Origin of the sequence: Devosia elaeis (assembly GCF_001650025.1) — a bacterium.
In the GTDB taxonomy this organism is placed as follows: Bacteria; Pseudomonadota; Alphaproteobacteria; order Rhizobiales; family Devosiaceae; genus Devosia; species Devosia elaeis.
This window is the reverse complement of record NZ_LVVY01000094.1, coordinates 1-17147: the sequence shown is the minus strand read 5'-3', so window position 1 is coordinate 17147 and position 17147 is coordinate 1. Positions and strand designations below refer to the sequence as shown.

At 63.0% G+C, this 17147-nt stretch carries 15 protein-coding genes and 1 tRNA gene; 12 read left to right on the top strand and 4 right to left on the bottom strand.

All coding sequences use genetic code 11. The annotated features are described in order from the left end of the window. The 5 genes from A3840_RS12685 to A3840_RS12665 all read left to right on the top strand — a co-directional run bounded on the left by A3840_RS12685 (position 1) and on the right by A3840_RS12665 (position 5615). On the top strand, positions 1-1083 hold the full coding sequence (locus A3840_RS12685) for an ABC transporter ATP-binding protein (RefSeq protein WP_067457261.1): 1083 nt from the start codon (positions 1-3) through the stop codon (positions 1081-1083). Positions 1084-1235: 152 nt separating this feature from the next. Next, the gene (locus A3840_RS12680; RefSeq protein ID WP_067457259.1) at positions 1236-1985 is read left to right on the top strand and encodes a sugar phosphate isomerase/epimerase family protein; all 750 of its coding nucleotides are present in this window, start codon (positions 1236-1238) and stop codon (positions 1983-1985) included. Positions 1986-1988: 3 nt separating this feature from the next. Beyond that, positions 1989-3131 (top strand): Gfo/Idh/MocA family protein, encoded by a 1143-nt coding sequence (locus A3840_RS12675; protein ID WP_067457256.1) that lies wholly within the window; start codon positions 1989-1991, stop codon positions 3129-3131. Between the two features lie 163 nt (positions 3132-3294). Continuing rightward, the gene (locus A3840_RS12670; RefSeq protein ID WP_067457253.1) at positions 3295-4353 is read left to right on the top strand and encodes a sugar phosphate isomerase/epimerase family protein; all 1059 of its coding nucleotides are present in this window, start codon (positions 3295-3297) and stop codon (positions 4351-4353) included. 110 nt (positions 4354-4463) lie between these two features. Continuing rightward, positions 4464-5615, top strand: coding sequence for a Gfo/Idh/MocA family protein (locus A3840_RS12665; protein WP_067457250.1), 1152 nt, complete (start codon positions 4464-4466; stop codon positions 5613-5615). A gap of 206 nt (positions 5616-5821) precedes the next feature. On the opposite strand, the gene A3840_RS12660 is transcribed toward A3840_RS12665, so the two are convergent. The 3 genes from A3840_RS12660 to A3840_RS12650 all read right to left on the bottom strand — a co-directional run bounded on the left by A3840_RS12660 (position 5822) and on the right by A3840_RS12650 (position 7198). After that, positions 5822-6688 (bottom strand): TraB/GumN family protein, encoded by an 867-nt coding sequence (locus tag A3840_RS12660; protein ID WP_067457247.1) that lies wholly within the window; start codon positions 6686-6688, stop codon positions 5822-5824. Positions 6689-6791: 103 nt separating this feature from the next. Then, positions 6792-7097: an ETC complex I subunit gene (locus A3840_RS12655; protein ID WP_067457244.1), complete on the bottom strand. Its 306-nt coding sequence runs from the start codon at positions 7095-7097 to the stop codon at positions 6792-6794. Positions 7098-7121: 24 nt separating this feature from the next. Then, positions 7122-7198, bottom strand: a tRNA-Pro gene (locus tag A3840_RS12650). Between the two features lie 103 nt (positions 7199-7301). Here A3840_RS12650 and A3840_RS12645 point away from each other — a divergent pair. Beyond that, the gene (locus A3840_RS12645; protein WP_067457240.1) at positions 7302-8039 is read left to right on the top strand and encodes a phosphatase PAP2 family protein; all 738 of its coding nucleotides are present in this window, start codon (positions 7302-7304) and stop codon (positions 8037-8039) included. Here the strand turns inward: A3840_RS12645 and metC are convergent. Next, positions 8021-9208: a cystathionine beta-lyase gene (metC, locus tag A3840_RS12640; protein ID WP_067457237.1), complete on the bottom strand. Its 1188-nt coding sequence runs from the start codon at positions 9206-9208 to the stop codon at positions 8021-8023. The two genes, A3840_RS12645 and metC, sit on opposite strands and share 19 nt — an antisense overlap. A 218-nt stretch (positions 9209-9426) precedes the next feature. On the opposite strand from metC, the gene A3840_RS12635 reads away from it, so the two are divergent. The 6 genes from A3840_RS12635 to A3840_RS12615 all read left to right on the top strand — a co-directional run bounded on the left by A3840_RS12635 (position 9427) and on the right by A3840_RS12615 (position 16991). Then, on the top strand, positions 9427-10443 hold the full coding sequence (locus A3840_RS12635) for an amino acid ABC transporter substrate-binding protein (RefSeq protein WP_067457234.1): 1017 nt from the start codon (positions 9427-9429) through the stop codon (positions 10441-10443). Between the two features lie 111 nt (positions 10444-10554). Beyond that, a complete protein-coding gene (locus A3840_RS12630; protein WP_067457232.1) occupies positions 10555-11745 on the top strand; it encodes an amino acid ABC transporter permease in 1191 nt (396 codons plus the stop codon). Between the two features lie 9 nt (positions 11746-11754). Beyond that, positions 11755-12882, top strand: a complete 1128-nt coding sequence (locus tag A3840_RS12625) for an amino acid ABC transporter permease (protein WP_067457229.1) — start codon at positions 11755-11757, stop codon at positions 12880-12882. Positions 12883-12887: 5 nt separating this feature from the next. Then, positions 12888-13688: an amino acid ABC transporter ATP-binding protein gene (locus tag A3840_RS12620; RefSeq protein WP_067457226.1), complete on the top strand. Its 801-nt coding sequence runs from the start codon at positions 12888-12890 to the stop codon at positions 13686-13688. Positions 13689-13991: 303 nt separating this feature from the next. Beyond that, on the top strand, positions 13992-14786 hold the full coding sequence (locus A3840_RS20045; RefSeq protein ID WP_245676614.1) for a hypothetical protein: 795 nt from the start codon (positions 13992-13994) through the stop codon (positions 14784-14786). Positions 14787-14792: 6 nt separating this feature from the next. After that, a complete protein-coding gene (locus A3840_RS12615; protein ID WP_281180580.1) occupies positions 14793-16991 on the top strand; it encodes an autotransporter family protein in 2199 nt (732 codons plus the stop codon). The last annotated feature ends 156 nt before the right edge of the window (positions 16992-17147 follow it).

Sequence of the window (17147 nt, the reverse complement as noted above, 5' to 3'; positions counted from 1 at the left end):
ATGCAACCCAGCGTTTCCATTAAGGATCTGTCGCTCAATTTCGGGTCGGTGAAGGTGCTTGAGCACCTCAATCTCGACATTGCCCAGGGCGAGTTCATCGTGCTGCTCGGGCCCTCGGGCTGCGGCAAATCCACCCTGCTCAATTGCATTGCCGGCCTGCTGGACGTGTCGGACGGGCAGATTTTCATCAACGGCAAGAACGTCACCTGGGAAGAGCCCAAGGATCGCGGCATCGGCATGGTGTTCCAGTCCTATGCGCTCTATCCGCAGATGTCGGTGGAAAAGAACCTCAGCTTCGGGCTGCGGGTCGCCGGCATGAAGCGGGCCGAGATCGACCAGCGGGTCAAGCGTGCGGCGGAAATCCTCCAGATCGAGCCGCTATTGCAGCGCAAGCCGGCCAATCTGTCCGGCGGCCAGCGCCAGCGCGTCGCCATCGGGCGCGCCCTGGTGCGGGATGTGGACGTGTTCCTGTTCGACGAGCCGCTGTCCAATCTCGACGCCAAGCTCCGCTCGGACCTGCGCGTCGAGATCAAGCGGCTGCATGCGCGGCTCAAGAACACCATGATCTACGTGACCCACGACCAGATCGAGGCGCTGACCCTGGCCGACCGCATCGCCATCATGAAGAATGGCGTGATCCAGCAATTGGCCGATCCGCACACCATCTACAACAAGCCGGTCAATCTCTATGTCGCCGGCTTCATCGGTTCGCCGTCGATGAATTTCATCAATGGCACGCTGGATGGTGAAATCTTCACCGCCGAGGACGGCACCAGGATTCCGGTGGGCGCCTATGAATTCGGTGGCGCGCGCACCGGCGCGGCCAAGGCGGTTCTGGGGGTTCGTCCCGAGCATATCTTCATCGGCGAGGCTGCCGAGGGCATGCCGTTCAAGGCCGATGCCGAGATCGAAATCGTCGAGCCGATGGGCTCGGAAACCCTGGCCTGGACCAAGGTTGCCGGCATTCCCGTCACCTTCCGCTGCAGCAGCGATATTCCGCTGGCCGCCGGGGACAAGGTCGTTGTCGGCTTCGACATCGCGCGGGGCTCGCTGTTCGACGCAGAGAGCGAAAGCCGGCTCTGATCATTCTGGCGGACGGCGCCCTCCGCGCCGTCCTGCCCTCCGACAAACTTACCTTTGCGGTGATGGGCCTGACGAAGCTGCGCGACTAAGCCGATCGAACGGTTTACTCGGGTGGCCGATGCGGGGCCGCATCCCAACACAACGAGGCCGAAATGGACTATTCCTATCAGATGTACAGCGCGCGCAACGAGGCGTCGCTGGATGACACCCTCAAGACGCTTGCTGGCCTGGGCTACAAGCAGGTCGAAGGCTGGGGCGGCCAGTTCGCCGATCCGGCCGCGCTGTCGCAGAGCCTCCGCAATGCCGGCCTGACCATGCCGACCGCCCATATGGGCTACGGCCAGCTTGAAGACACCGATGCCGCGCTGCGCATTGTCGAGCAGGTGGGCATCGAGACGGTCTACTGCCCGGCGCCGCCCTCCGAAGATTATCGCAACGGCAAGGGCGACTGGGCCGGATTCGCGCAGGGCCTGGCCCGCATCGCGGCCGCGTTCAAGGCGGCGGGCAAGGGCTTCGGCTACCACAACCATCACTGGGAATTCGTCAAGGACGCCAATGGCAAGACGCCGATGGAGATCATTCTCGACGCGTCGCCGGACCTGCAATGGGAAATGGACCTCGCCTGGGTGGTGAAGGCCAATGAAGATCCGATCGCCTGGCTCGACAAGCTCGGCAGCCGGATCACCGCCGTCCATGTGAAGGACATCGCGCCGGCCGGCCAGAACGCCGACGAAGACGGCTGGGCCGATGTCGGCCATGGCACGCTGGATTGGAAGACGCTGATCGCCGACGTCAAGGCCAAGACCAAGGCCCGCTTCTTCGTGCTGGAGCACGACAAGCCGAGCGATGCCATCCGCTTTGCTCGCCGCTCCATGGACACCCTCAAGAGCTTCGGAGCCTAAAAGATGGCAAAGACCTATGGCGTCGGCATCATGGGTGCCGGCAATATTTCGGCTGCCTATCTGCGCCTCGCGCCCCTGTTCAAGGGGATCGAGGTGCGCGCCGTCGCCGATATCATTCCCGAGGCGGCCCAGAAGCGCGCCGAGGAATTCGGCGTGGCGGCCCAGACCCCGGACGAATTGCTCAAGAACAGCGAGCTGGACGTCATCGTCAACCTCACCATCCCCTCGACCCATTACAAGGTGTCGATGGACATCATCTCGGCGGGCAAGCATTCCTATTCGGAAAAGCCCTTCGTGCTGAGCGTGGAGGAGGGGCTGGCCCTGCGCAAGGCGGCGGTCGAGCGCGGCCTCAAGGTGGGCTCGGCGCCGGATACCTTCCTGGGCGGCGCCCATCAGCAGGCCCGCGAGATCATCGATAGCGGCAAGCTGGGCAAGATCATGAGCGGCACCACGCACGTGATGAGCCGAGGCATGGAGCATTGGCATCCGAACCCGGATTTCTTCTTCCAGCCGGGCGGCGGGCCGATCCTCGATCTCGGTCCCTATTACATCACCGACCTCGTGCATCTGCTCGGCCCGGTCAAGCGCCTCTCGGCTTTCACCAACATGGCGCGCAGCGAGCGCGTCGTCACCGCCGAGGGCCCCTATAAGGGCAGCGTCATCAAGGTCGGCACCCCGACCACGATCCATGGTGTGCTCGAATTCCATTCCGGCGCCATCATCACCATCGGCGCGAGTTGGGACGTGGCGGCCCATGGCCACCACAATATCGAGCTTTACGGCACTGACGGCTCCATCTTCGTTCCCGATCCGAATTTCTTCGGCGGCGACCTGGTGACGGCGGCCATCGACGGCGCCCGCAGCCCGGTCACTCCCTGGAACCATCCCTTCGGTAAGCCGAACCAGGATCTCGACAAGGACAATCCGCGCGCCAATTACCGCTGCGCCGGCCTGGCCGACATGATGCAGTCGCTGGAAACCGGACAGGTCGCCCGTTGCGACCTCGACGTGGCGCTGCACGTGGTCGAGGTGATGACCGGCCTGCTCAAGGCGGGCGAGACCGGACAGGTGCTGACCCTGCAGACCAGTTGCGAGCGGCCCCGCGCCCTCGGCATCGAGGACGCCCAGGCCTTGCTCAAGGCCTGATGGACGTACCTCATTGACAGGCTCTTTGCGCCGGTCAACACTAGTGCGTAACATGTCAGGGCGGCGAGCGATCGCCGCCCGTCATTCATGCGGACACCCGTTCCGCAGCCACAAGAACAAGCCCCGGCAGATGCGGTGCGCGGGGCCACATGAGGAGAAATCTATGGCCACCACGCTCAAGGGCCCCGCCATTTTTCTCGCCCAGTTCGCGGGCGACACGGCGCCATTCGACAATCTCGACAATATCTGTCGCTGGGCCGCTGGGCTCGGCTATAAGGGCGTCCAGATCCCGACCTGGGTATCGAGCTTCATCGATCTCGAAAAGGCCGCGAATTCAAAGACCTATGCCGACGAGATCAAGGGGATCGTCAACAGCCATGGGCTGGAGATCACCGAGCTTTCGACCCATCTCCAGGGCCAGCTCGTCGCCGTGCATCCCGCCTATGACACCGCCTTCGACGGTTTTGCCCCGGCCTCGGTGCACAACAATCCCAAGGCGCGGCAGGAATGGGCCGTGCAGACCCTGATGAATGCCGCCAAGGCATCGAAGAATCTCGGCCTCAACGCCCATGCCACCTTCTCCGGCTCGCTGGCCTGGCCCTATATCTATCCCTGGCCGCAGCGCCCCGCGGGCCTGGTCGAGGAAGCCTTCGACGAGCTTGCCCGCCGCTGGACCCCGATCCTCAATGCCTTCGACGAGGCCGGGGTCGATGTCTGCTACGAAATCCATCCGGGCGAGGACCTGCACGACGGCATTTCCTACGAAATGTTCCTTGACCGCGTGAAGAACCATCCGCGCGCCAACCTGCTCTACGATCCGAGCCATTTCGTGCTGCAGCAGCTCGATTATCTCGACTACATCGACATCTACAAGGATCGCATCAAGGCCTTCCACGTGAAGGATGCCGAGTTCAATCCCACGGGCCGGCAGGGCGTCTATGGCGGCTTCCAGTCCTGGGTGAACCGGGCAGGGCGCTTCCGTTCCATCGGCGACGGCCAGGTCGATTTCCCGGCCATTTTCGCCAAGATGGCGGCCAATGATTTCAAGGGCTGGGCCGTGCTGGAATGGGAATGCGCGCTCAAGCATCCCGAGGACGGGGCCCGCGAGGGCGCCGAGCTCATCCAGAGCTATATCATCCGCGTCACCGAAAAGGCCTTCGACGATTTCGCCTCGGGCGGCACCGATCAGGCGGCCAATCGCAAGATGCTGGGCCTTTCGTAATCGTAAATGTCCAGTTCATCGTCACCACCGGGCTTGTCCCGGTGGTCCATGGATTGCCCGGACAAGCCGGGCAATGACGGTGGACGAGAGCACGGGAAGAGGAAATAAAAATGGCTGAAAATGGCGCGAAGCGCATTCGCCTGGGCATGGTCGGTGGCGGCACGGGGGCCTTTATCGGCTATGTGCACCGCATCGCCGCCCGGCTGGACGGGGATTACGAACTGGTGGCCGGCGCCCTGTCGTCGCGCCCCGACGTGGCCAAAGAATCCGGCAAGAACCTGGGCCTGGCCGAGGACCGCATCTATACGTCCTACGAAGAGATGGCCAAGGCCGAGGCGGCCCGTCCGGACGGCATCCAGGCCGTTTCCATCGTGACGCCGAACCATATGCATTTCGGGCCCGCAAAGGCTTTCCTCGAAGCGGGCATCCACGTCATCTGCGACAAGCCGCTGACCTCGACGCTGGATGATGCCCGCAAGCTGGCGCAGATCCAGCCGAAGAATGGCGCGAAATTCCTGCTGACTCACAATTATACCGGCTATCCACTGATCCGGCAGGCGCGTGAACTGGTGGCGTCCGGCGCGCTCGGCAAAATCCGGGTCGTCCAGGCCGAATATCCGCAGGATTGGCTCACCGAGGCCACCGGCGAAGAGAACAAGCAGGCGTCCTGGCGCACCGACCCGGCCCGTTCCGGCGCCGGCGGCGCCATCGGCGATATCGGCACCCATGCCTATAATCTCGCCCGCTTCGTCACCGGCCTCAAGACCGAGGCGGTTTCGGCCGACCTCACCGCCTTCGTGCCGGGCCGCCAACTGGACGACAATGTCCATATCATGCTGCGCTTCGAGGGCGGGGCCAAGGGCATGCTCTGGGCCAGCCAGGTGGCCGTCGGTTGCGAGAACGGGCTGCAATTGCGCGTTTATGGCGACAAGGGCGGTCTGGAATGGCGCCAGGACAATCCGAACTACATGTGGTTCACCGAATTCGGTAAGCCCAAGCAATTGCTGACCCGTGGCGGTTCCATCTCGGTGCCGCCGGCCGCCTCCATGAATGTCCGCATTCCGTCGGGCCATCCGGAAGGGTATCTGGAAGCCTTCGCCACCATCTACAGCCAGTTCGCCGCCGTCATCCGCGGCGAGGGTGGCGATTTCGAAGCCCTGCTCCCGAGCCTGGCCGATGGCGTGGAAGGCATGCAGTTCATCGTGGCTTCGGTGCAGTCGAGCCAGAACGACAGCAAGTGGACCAGGCTCAGCGACGTCTGAGCGGTCAGGGCGGTTGCTTCTCGCCCTTCCTTCTGAGGGAAGCGCCTATTTGGCGCTTTCCCATCCACCAGGTCATTCCCGCGAAAGCGGGAACCCTGTTGCCATCCTTACATCTGTAACAGAGGTCCCCGCTTTCGCGGGGATGACCTCGCGGGGAATTCAGGCATTGATGCCTAAACAAGCGCTGTCTCTTGAGCGAACCGCTTCTACTGCACCCGCTCGCTGGTAAATCGACGCTCTTCCAGCAATTTTACCACGCTGACATCGCCCGCCAGATGGGCCGCGCCCACCACCAGCAGCGCCGATTCATTGCGCTCGAGCATGGCTTCGATCTGCTCGACCCAATTGTGATTGCGCATGTCGATCAGCTGCTCGACCATGCCAGCGTCGTAATCGCCCATCTGTGCATTGAAAATGTCGCCCAGCAGCTCCGGCTCCCCCGCGATCCAGGCATTGACCATGGCGCCAATGTCGCTGGACATCACGTCCATGGTCTCCAATGTCGCCCGCAACATGGCGATTTGCGCGTCCAGGTCACCGCCGGCGAGGAAGCCGAGCTGCTCCTCCGGCGTTTCCAGGAAGCCTTTGCGCTCGGCCGATAGTTCTTCGCTCAGAACCATTTCGACCCCGAGAGCAGGTTCGTAGCCGATGGCCGCGGCGACGCCCATCGAAATGGTGGTTGCGGCCAACCAGGGCTCCATGGTCAGCAGCATCGGCATGGGCATGTCGTATTGCGCAGCTTTCTCCCGCAAGGCATCGGTCAGTTCAGGCCCGATCTTTTCGCTCAGCAGGCGTCCATCGCGGCTGAACCCGAGTTCATAGCTGAGATCGGCGATGCCCATCTGGGCTTCGACGCTGATATCGGTCTCGAAATAGACGCGGTCGACCTTGGACATGACCTTGTCCAGATTGCCCGTGCGCCATTCTGCCCAGGGCGGCAACAGATGCACGGATCCGAACAGCCAGACGGCGCTGTCTCCGTCGCTGATCTTCCACATTGCCGGGGCGGCGTGGGCGGAGCCGGCGCTCAGCAGCAGCGCGGCCAGAGAGGCAATCAGTCGGCGGGAATGCATGTCGTGCCTTTCTTCTACACTCGGCGGGAAAGGTAATGCCAAAAAGCAAAGCGCCGCAATCTCTTGCGGCGCCAAACGGAATCAAATCGTGAGAACGGGTGGCCTAATGCGTCCAGGGCGTCTTGCGGTCGGAGCGGAAATTGTCCGGATAGCTCACGCGCTTGGGCGTGGGATCATGGGCGGGCTGCACGTCATAGGGAATGCCGTTGCGCTGCGCATAGGCCTCGGCTTCTTCCTGCGTCTCGAAGGAGAGCCGGACCTGCTGGGCCATGTCGGTGCTGCTCGTATAGCCCATGAGCGGATCGATGCTGCGCGGCACTTCCGGCTCGAACACCAGAAGCCAGCTCCTGGACTTGCCCTTGCCGGACTGCATGGCATTGCGGGCGGGGCGATAGATGCGGGCTTTCATGCAAGGTCCTCAACACGATGCGAATGGTCGGAGTACAAAGATTCGAACTTTGGACCCCCGGTTCCCAAAACCGGTGCTCTACCAGGCTGAGCTACACTCCGACGTCGCGCCTTTCCGTTAGCGCGTTCGGGGTGAAAGGGCAAGGCCGGTTGCGGCGTCTCCCCGCACTTGACGAGGCTCCTGGGGCAGGGGACAAGAAACGCCATGTTCGACCTGCAAAAACCCTGGCCGCTCGGCCTCAGCCGCTCCTCCTGGCCACTTTTCCTGGTGGCGATGCTGGCCATATTGGGCCTGCTCGCCACCATTGACGTCGCCGCCTCGCGCGGGGCCATAGGCTGGCCGGATCAGTGGCGCGCGCCCTTCTTCTTCATCACCGATTATGGCCTGTCGGACTGGGTCCTGATTCCCAGCCTGGCGCTGATGATCCTGCTGCGGCTGGCCATGTTTCCGATGCGGGGCGTGTGGCGGCAGGCCAGTGGCGAAGCGGCCCTGGTGTCGGCCTTCATCTTTCTCGGGGTGGGCGTGCCGGGCCTCATGACCAATCTGCTCAAGCGCATTATCGGGCGCGGCCGGCCGAGCGAATTCGATGCGGCTGGCGCCTTCTCGTTCGAAAACATCTTCAACGACTGGACGTTCCAGAGCTTTCCCAGCGGCCATTCCGCCACGGCCGTCGCCACCGCCTTTGCCTTCGGCTTTGTCTGGCCGCGTCTCTTTCCCGTCCTGCTGGTGATCGGGGTGGTGGTGGCCATGTCGCGGGTGCCGGTTGGCGCGCATTATCCCACCGATGTGTTCGCCGGCATCGTGGTGGGCATGCTGGGAGCCTACCTGGTGCGCAATTTCTTCGCCCGCAAAGGCTGGCTCTTCGAGCGGCAGCCCGATGGCCGCATTGTGCGCAAGCCGCTGGGCGGCCTGCGCCAATTGTTTCAGCGGACGGCCGAATAGCGCTCGAGCGCGGCGGACAGGTCGGCCTTGAGATCGTCCACGCCCTCGAGGCCGATATGGACCCGGAACAGATTGCCGTCCCGCGTCCAGGGGTTGACCGTGCGCGCCTTGCCCGGCTTTACCGGCAGGCAGAGGCTCTCGTAGCCTCCCCAGGAATAGCCCATGCCGAAGAGCTGCAGATGGTCGACGAAGGCGGCCACCGCATCCCGGGACGCGGGCTTCAGCACGAAGCCGAACAGGCTGCCCGAACCGGTGAAGTTCTTTTTCCAGATGGCATGGTCGGGATGGCTGGGCAAGGCAGGGTGCAGCACCTGGGTCACCGCATCCTGCGTTTCGAGCCAGGCCGCGATGTCCAGGGCCCGCTCCTGGTGTGCCGCCATGCGGATGGACAGCGTGCGCAGGCCGCGCGCGACGAGAAAGGCGTCGTCACCCGAGGCGAAGAAGCCGAGCAGGGTGCGGATGCGGTCCACATCGGGCCAGGCTTCCTCCGTGGTCGAAATGGTGCCGGCCATGACGTCGGAATGGCCCACGAACATCTTGGTCGCCGCATGAACGACGATATCGGCGCCCAGCGCCAGCGGACGGTGATAGAGCGGGGTGGCCCAGCTATTGTCCACGATAAGCCGCGCCCCGCCGGCATGCGCCGCTTCGGCCAGCACGGCGATGTCCTGCACTTCGAAGGTCAGCGAACCGGGGCTTTCGGCCAGCACGGCCCTGGTATTGGGCCGCATCAATTCGGTCAGCCCGGTGCCGATATGGGGATCGAAATAGCGGACGCTGACCCCCATGCGCTCCAGGTAGCCGTCAGCGAATTTGCGACCCGGCTCATAGGCGCTGTCGGTGATCAGCACGTCGTCGCCGGTCTTGACGCAGGCCAGAAGGGCGATGGTGATCGCCGCCAGGCCGGACGGCACCAGCTTGGTGCGATGGGCGCCTTCCAGCGCGTTCACCACCGCTTCCACGCTTTCCGTCGTGGGATTGCCGGCGCGGCCATAGAGGAAACGCTGCTGCGCGCTCTCCAGGTCGGCCAGCGTTTTGAACAGAATTGTGGAGCCGCGATAGACCGGCGTGTTCACAAATCCAAATTGCTCATCGGGCTCCCGGCCGTCATGAGTCAGTAGTGTTTCAATGGAAGAGGCCGGCGAATTGCTGATTTTGTGGTCATTCATGGGAAGCTCGATGCTCAAAAAGAAATCATTTGAGGAAGTCTGTCTAATAAAGCGACAGCTTTCCTGTCCCAACGCGCCAAACACCCTTGACGTTGTGCGACGATAGAGGTTTGCATGCTTAGCAGCATCCAAACCGTCAACAAAGCGGTGGTGCGGTCGGAGCCTCGGCAAACGAGATAGGCTCCGAACACTGGGTCAGGAAACAAAAAGGCAAATAAATGCAAAAAGCGTTCGTATCGATCGCAGTCGCGGCCTCGCTGGGCCTCGGCGCGACGGCCGCACAAGCGGCCATTCTCGATGACGTGAAGGCCAAGGGATACATCCAGTGCGGCGTGACCGGCGGTGTGGCCGGCTTCTCCGCTCCCGATTCCAACAATGTGTGGACCGGCATCGAAGTCGACTATTGCCGCGCCATGGCCGCCGCCATCTTCAACGATGCCGATGCCGTCCGTTTCACCTCGCTCACCAGCCAGGAGCGGTTCACCGCCCTGTCCGCCGGCGAAGTGGACGTGCTCTCGCGCACCACGACCTGGACGATGAGCCGCGATACCCAATTGGGCATCAGCTTTGTCGGCACCATGTTCTATGACGGCCAGGGCTTCATGGTCCGCGTGGAAGACGGCATCGAATCCGCGCTCGACCTCAGCGGCGCCGCCATCTGTATCGAATCCGGCACCACCACCGAGCTGAACGCGGCGGACTACTTCGCCGCCAATGGCATGGAATTCAACACCGTGGTCTTCGTCGACCAGGACGAAGTGGTGAAGGCCTATGAAGACGGCCGCTGCGACGTCTACACCACCGATTCCTCGGCCCTGGCCGCCGAACGCTCTAAGTTCGCCAATCCGGACGATCACATCATCCTGCCCGAAATCATCTCCAAGGAGCCGCTCGGCCCCGTGGTGCGCGCTGGCGATACGCAATGGTTCAACATTGCCCGCTGGACCTATTTCGCGCTGCTCGAAGCCGAAGAGCTCGGCGTCAGCTCGGCCAATGTCGATGAGCAGCTCGGCTCCGACAACCCGGCCATCAAGCGCCTGCTCGGCGTTGAAGGCGAATTCGGCGCCCCGCTCGGCCTCGACAATGCCTGGGCCTACCAGATCATCAAGCTGGTCGGCAATTATGCCGAGACCTATGAACGCAATGTCGGTCCCGACACCCCGATCGGGCTGGAACGCGGCCTGAACGCGCTCTGGAGAGACGGCGGCATCCAGTACGCCCCGCCGATCCGCTAGGCCGAACGAATTGAGCCGGCGCTCCCACATGGAGCGCCGGTCTTTTTGTTCCGTCGCGTGCCGCGCCGGTCAGGCGTGCAGCGGCTCTTTGCGGCTAAGGGACAGTTTCATATGACGACACTCGATACGGGGCAGCAAACTGCCCCAAGGGCGAGCTTCTTCAACGATCCGGTGATCCGAGGGGTCATCTACCAGGTCGTGGTCGCAGCCCTGATCATCAGCTTCATTCTCTGGATCATCGGCAATACGGCGGCCAATCTGGCTGCGCAGAACAAGACCACGGGCTTCGATTTCCTGTGGCGCACCGCCGGCTTCGACATTTCCTTCTCGCTGCTGCCATGGTCGCGGGCTTCCTATTATTGGGAAGCCTTCCTGGTCGGCCTGCTCAATACGGTCCTGGTGGCCGTGGTTGGCATCTTCTTCGCCACCATTCTGGGCTTCACCATCGGCATAGCCCGCCTCAGCACCAATTTCATCGTGTCGAGCCTGGCGACGATCTATATCGAAGTCATCCGCAATATCCCGCTGCTGCTGCAGCTCTTCTTCTGGTATTTCGCGGTGCTCAAGGCCATGCCGGCCGTGCGCAACTCGTTCGAGCTGCCCTTCGATTCCTTCATCAACCAGCGCGGGATCATGATCCCCAGGCCGATACCGGACGAGCAGTTCGGCTTCGTCTGGCTTGGCCTCGCCCTGGCCGTGATCGGCGTCGTGGTGCTGCGCTACTGGGCCAAGAAGCGCCTTGAAGCCACCGGCCAGCGGTTTCCGGTCTTTTTGACCTCGGTTGCCATTCTCTTCGGCGTCACCGCTTTCGTGTTCTGGATCAGCGGCGCCAGCGTCGCCTTCGAGATCCCGGTCCTGGAGCGCTTCAATTTCCGCGGCGGGCTGCAATTGCCGCCGGAATTCGTGGCGCTGGCCTTCGGGCTCACCATCTATACGGCGGCCTTCATCGCCGAGACGGTGCGCGCCGGCATCCAGGCGGTCAATCACGGCCAGACCGAGGCGGCCGCTTCGCTCGGGCTCAAGGATGCGGACCGCCTGCGCCTGGTCATCGTGCCCCAGGCCATGCGGGTCATCATCCCGCCGCTGACCAGCCAATATCTCAACCTGACGAAGAATTCCTCGCTCGGGGCGGCCATCGGCTATCCGGAGCTGGTCAATGTCTTCGCGGGCACCTCGCTCAACCAGACCGGCCGCGCGATCGAATGCATCGCCATCGTCATGCTGGTCTATCTCACTTTCTCCCTGCTCACCTCGGCGATCATGAATTGGTACAATGCCCGGGTGAAGCTGGTGGAACGGTAGGAGGATGCCATGACAGACATTGGTTTCGTCCGATCCGAAATGGTCGAGGCCCGGCCCGCGCCGGTCCGCACCAGCGGCGCCGTCGCGTGGATGAAGAAGAACCTCTTCGCCACCCCGCTCGATTCCGTGCTCACCGTGTTCGGCGTCGCCTTCCTGCTCTGGGTGGTGCCGCCGCTCTACGGCTTCTTCTTCGGCAATGCCGTCTGGGCCGGGGGCACGGTGGAGGATTGCCGCGTGGAAACGGCGGGGGCCTGCTGGGCCTATATCGCCGCGGAGATGGAGTTCTTCATTTACGGCTTCTATCCCGCCCAGGAATTCTGGCGCCCCAACCTGGTCTTCGCGCTGGGCGCGTTGCTCCTGGCGCCGCTGCTGATCCCCAAAGTGCCCTATAAGCGGCTCAATGCCGTGCTGCTGCTCATAGCCTATCCGGTGGTCAGCTATATCCTGCTGGCCGGGGGCATGTTCGGGCTGCGCGTGGTGCCGACCGAGCAATGGGGCGGGCTGCTCGTCACCCTCATCATCTCGGTGGTGGGCATCACGCTGTCCTTCCCCATAGGCATCGTCCTGGCCCTGGGGCGGCAATCGAGCTTGCCGATCATCAAGACGGCCTGCGTGATGTTCATCGAGCTGATCCGGGCCGTGCCGCTGATCACCATCCTGTTCATGGCGTCGGTCATGCTGCCGCTGTTCATGCCGCAGGGCACCACGGTGGACAAATTCCTGCGCGCCCTGGTCGGCGTCACGCTCTTCACCTCCGCCTATGTGGCCGAAGTGGTGCGCGGCGGGCTCCAGGCCATTCCGCGGGGGCAATATGAAGCGGCGGCGGCGCTTGGCCTGGGCTATTGGCGGCGGATGTGGTTCATCATCCTGCCCCAGGCCCTCAAGCACGTAATCCCGGGCATCGTGAACAATTTCATCGCGCTGTTCAAGGATACGTCGCTCGTCTACATCGTCGGCATGAGAGACCTGCTCGAAGCGGTCAAGACCAAGAACGATTCCGCCATCGAATGGCAATCGGCCAATATGGCCACCACCGGCTATCTGTTCGCCGGCATGGTGTTCTGGGTCTTCTGCTTCGGCATGTCCCGCTACTCCATCTTCATGGAGCGCCGTCTCAACACTGGCTACAAGAGGTAGCGTCCATGTCTCAGGTTTCCGAAACCACGATCGACCGTTCCATCGATACCCGCCATATGCAGGTCTCCACGACCGAAGTGGCCATCGACGTCATCGACATGCACAAATGGTATGGCGATTTCCACGTGCTGCGCGACATCAATCTGCGCGTGATGAAGGGCGAGCGCATCGTCATCGCCGGGCCGTCGGGCTCGGGCAAGTCGACGCTGATCCGCTGCATCAACCGCCTGGAAGAACACCAGGAAGGCCAGATCATCGTCAACGGCACCGAGCTGACCGCCGATCTCAAGCGCATCGACGAGGTGCGCCGCGAGGTGGGCATGGTGTTCCAGCATTTCAACCTGTTCCCGCACCTGACCATCCTGCAGAACCTGACCCTCGCGCCCATCTGGGTGCGCGGCATTCCCAAGGTCGAGGCGGAAGCGACGGCCATGCATTATCTGGAGCGGGTGAAGATCCCCGAGCAGGCCAACAAATATCCCGGCCAGCTCTCGGGTGGGCAGCAGCAGCGCGTGGCCATTGCCCGCTCGCTCTGCATGCAGCCCCGGATCATGCTGTTCGACGAGCCGACTTCGGCCCTCGATCCGGAAATGGTCAAGGAAGTGCTGGAAGTGATGATCAGCCTCGCCGAGGAAGGCATGACCATGATCTGCGTCACCCATGAAATGGGTTTCGCACGCCAGGTCGCCAACCGCGTGATCTTCATGGACCAGGGCCAGATCATCGAGCAGAACGAGCCCGAGGCCTTCTTCTCCAATCCCCAGCACGAACGCACCAAGCTGTTCCTCAGCCAGATCCTGCATTAGGCGTCCATGCGCGCTGAAATGCCGAGCGGCATCCGAAACGAAGATCGGCCGCGCAAGGGCTGTTCCCACCATCGTCACCACCGGGCTTGTCCCGGTGGTCCATGGGATGCGGCGGGTCTGACGGGATAGCCAGGACAGGACCGGCAATGACAGCGAAATTGAGTGAGAGCGGCAACGCCTCCGTCAATGCCCGAAATACTCTAATCCCTCGAAACCGTGGCAATTTCTAAAATATCCATACGGTCCGAGCAGGAATTTAATGGATAATTAAACATAGTCTTCCCACCATCGGGCATTGTTTGATTGCATTTCAGCCCGGTCTCCATGCAAAGACGCCATTTGTCGCGAGCAGTTTTGCCGTCTCGGCAATCTCTGCTCCTGTCCGCCGCGCCCTTCGTTCTGGCGCTGGCAACGCTCTCGCCGGCATCGGCGCAAGTCACCATCAACGGGGATGCCGCGCCTTCGGATCCCGCTTTGATCGATGGCGATGACGACCTGCAAATCGGTGTGAACGGTCCCGGTAGCGGCACCCTGACCATCCTCAATGGCGCGACCTTGGCCAATGCCAACGCTTACGTGGGACTTTATGGGGCTGGCGTCGGCGTCGTGACGGTTTCCGGCCAGGATTCGCACTGGGACAATCGTGGTGACGTCGTCATCGGGCAGGAAGGCCATGGAACGCTCGATGTTGAGGCTGGCGGGCTCGTCAGCGGCGGGACAGGCTCTATCGGGGCCGGCCCGGGCGGCGTCGGCGTCGTGACCGTTACGGGCGCGGATGGTTCGGGCACGGCGTCCACCCTCTCGCTCCGGGAAAGCCTGAACATCGGATATCCGGGGACGGGAACGCTCAATGTCGAGGCAGGCGGTCACGTCGCGGTCGGCGCGCGGATCAATGTCGGTATTGACGGGCTTGGCTATGTCGAGGCCTCGTACGGTGCCACTCTGGCGAGCGACGATGCGGTAATCGGCCTCTATGACCGCGGCGAAGTGATCCTCAAGTCGGGCGCATCCTGGACCATGCCAGGCCAGTTGACGGTCGGCTGGGGTGACGAAGGCGTTCTGCGCATCGAAGACGGCGCCAGCGTCGTCAGCAACTAGGGCTATGTGGGCTCCGAGGCCGGCGGCCGCGGCAGTGTCACCGTGTCTGGGCCGGCGTCGAGCTGGGAGATGACCGACCACAACCTGAGCCTGGGCAATCATGGCGCTGGCGCGATGATCATCGACGATGGCGGCCGGGTCTATGCCAATGCCGGCGTCTATCTCGGCACATCGAACGCCGCGGCCAGCGGCACGCTGGACGTGCTGGGTACGCCGGGGTCGCGCGGGGTTCTGGAGACCAGCGGTTTCCTGGGCGGCATGGGCACCGCAAATGTCACCGTGGATGGTGGCGTGGTTCGGGCCATCCGCAGCAATGGTAATTTCTTCGCCAATTACGGCAACCAGCAGGTCACCCTCGGCACCGGCGGCGGTTTCATCGATACCAATGGCCATGATATTGGCATCGCCCCCGTCCTGACCGGGGCGGGCGGCCTGATCAAGGAAGGGCTGGGCACGCTGACGATCACCGGCGCCAATGATTATGGCGGCGGCACGGCGATCGCCGACGGCATCCTGCAACTGGGCAATGGCGGTACGAGCGGCAGCATTCTGGGCGATGTCGCCAATAGTAGCGTCTTGGCCTTCAACCGCTCGGACGCGGTCGGTTTTGGCGGCACGGTCAGCGGGACGGGTGGCGTCTGGCAGGTCGGCACCGGGCAGACCACGCTCAGCGCCGATAGTTCAGGCCTGTCGGGCGTCTCCAGGGTTTATGACGGCATTCTTTCGGTCGATGGCACGCTCGGCGGATCGTTCGAGGCCATAGGCGGCAGATTGCAGGGTATCGGCCGGGTGGGAACGACGACGAATTTTGGCGGCGGCACGATCGCCCCGGGCAATTCTATCGGAACGCTGACCGTCGCCGGCAATTATCTCGGCAATGGCGGCCTGCTCGAAATCGAGGCGGTGCTGGGTGACGACAATTCGGACGCCGACCTCTTGGTCGTCACCGGCAATACGGCCGGCAGCACCAATGTGCGCGTCATCAATCTCGGCGGCGCCGGCGCGCAGACCAATGAAGGCATCAAGATCGTCGAAGTCGGCGGCCTTTCCGGCGGCGATTTCTCGCTGCTGGGGGATTATATTTTCGAAGGGGACCAGGCTTTGGTCGCCGGCGCCTATGCCTATCGTCTTCACCAGGGCGGCGTCACCACGCCGGCCGACGGCGACTGGTATCTCCGGTCGACCCTGATCAAAGGAACCACGCCGACCGGGCCGCTCTATCAGGCCGGCGCCCCGATCTACGAGGTCTATGCCGGCGTGCTGCAAGGTTTCAATGAGCTCGAAACCCTGCAGCAGCGTGTTGGCAATCGCGCCTGGACCACCGGTGTGATCGAAACCGGCGCCGTGCCCGCGGTGGCCGGGGCCGATAGCGGCATCTGGGGCCGCATGGTCGGCCGTCACGCCAGTCTCGATTCCCGGTTCTCCACCACCGGCACGGATTTCGATGTCGGCACCTGGCAATTGCAGGCCGGCGTCGACCGGCCGCTGCATTCCTCCGAGCAAGGCGATCTGGTCGGCGGGGTTTCGGCGCGATTGGGCTCTATTGCCGGCGACGTCACCTCGACGTTCGGCAACGGCTCGATCAGCAGCACCGGCTATGGCCTGGGGGGCACGCTGACCTGGTATGGTTCGGGCGGCTTCTACCTCGATGCCCAGGCGAACGTGACCTGGTACGACAGCGCTCTTTCGTCCTCCACCGCCGGCACCAGCCTGGTTTCGGGCAATAATGGCTTCGGTTATGCCCTGGGCGTCGAGGCCGGGCAGCGGATCGCGCTGGCGCCGAACTGGTCGATCACGCCACAGGCGCAGATAACCTATTCCGATGTCCGCTATGACGGCTTTACCGACGCCTATGGCGCCGCCGTTTCGCTGGCCGAGGGCAATGACCTTGCTATCCGGCTGGGCCTTTCGGCCGATTACCAGGACAGCTGGACCGATGCCGCCGGCGAGACCAGCCGCCTCCATGCCTACGGCATCGCCAATCTCTATTATGACGTTCTGCCCGACAGCAGGACCGACGTTTCGGGGGTGGAGCTCGTCAACACCCAGGACAATCTCTGGGGCGGCCTCGGCATCGGCGGCACCTATGCCTGGGGCGACGACGAATACGCCGTCCATGGCCAGGTCGGCGTCAATACCAGCCTCGTCAATTTCGGCGGCAGCTACAACCTCGCCGGCACGGCCGGGCTCAAGGTCAGGTTCTAGAGCGGTCCACATTGAGCTGGAATCCCGGCCCCGTCGCCTCCCTCCCCCTTGAGGGGAGGGAATGAGGGTGGGGGTCCATCAGCGGATCACTGCACCACCCCCACCCACCGCTCGTCACCCTCGGGCTTGTGTGGAGGAAGTGTGGTTTACTGATTT

Excerpts from the sequence above, each read along its gene's own strand:
- metC (WP_067457237.1), bottom strand. The coding sequence starts at position 9,208 with ATGAATGACCACAAAATCAGCAATTCGCCGGCCTCTTCCATTGAAACA.
- A3840_RS12635 (WP_067457234.1), top strand. The coding sequence starts at position 9,427 with ATGCAAAAAGCGTTCGTATCGATCGCAGTCGCGGCCTCGCTGGGCCTC.
- A3840_RS12655 (WP_067457244.1), bottom strand. The coding sequence starts at position 7,097 with ATGAAAGCCCGCATCTATCGCCCCGCCCGCAATGCCATGCAGTCCGGC.
- A3840_RS12670 (WP_067457253.1), top strand. The coding sequence starts at position 3,295 with ATGGCCACCACGCTCAAGGGCCCCGCCATTTTTCTCGCCCAGTTCGCG.
- A3840_RS12665 (WP_067457250.1), top strand. The coding sequence starts at position 4,464 with ATGGCTGAAAATGGCGCGAAGCGCATTCGCCTGGGCATGGTCGGTGGC.
- A3840_RS12630 (WP_067457232.1), top strand. The coding sequence starts at position 10,555 with ATGACGACACTCGATACGGGGCAGCAAACTGCCCCAAGGGCGAGCTTC.
- A3840_RS12685 (WP_067457261.1), top strand. The coding sequence starts at position 1 with ATGCAACCCAGCGTTTCCATTAAGGATCTGTCGCTCAATTTCGGGTCG.
- A3840_RS12680 (WP_067457259.1), top strand. The coding sequence starts at position 1,236 with ATGGACTATTCCTATCAGATGTACAGCGCGCGCAACGAGGCGTCGCTG.
- A3840_RS12625 (WP_067457229.1), top strand. The coding sequence starts at position 11,755 with ATGACAGACATTGGTTTCGTCCGATCCGAAATGGTCGAGGCCCGGCCC.
- A3840_RS12645 (WP_067457240.1), top strand. The coding sequence starts at position 7,302 with ATGTTCGACCTGCAAAAACCCTGGCCGCTCGGCCTCAGCCGCTCCTCC.
- A3840_RS12675 (WP_067457256.1), top strand. The coding sequence starts at position 1,989 with ATGGCAAAGACCTATGGCGTCGGCATCATGGGTGCCGGCAATATTTCG.
- A3840_RS12660 (WP_067457247.1), bottom strand. The coding sequence starts at position 6,688 with ATGCATTCCCGCCGACTGATTGCCTCTCTGGCCGCGCTGCTGCTGAGC.
- A3840_RS12620 (WP_067457226.1), top strand. The coding sequence starts at position 12,888 with ATGTCTCAGGTTTCCGAAACCACGATCGACCGTTCCATCGATACCCGC.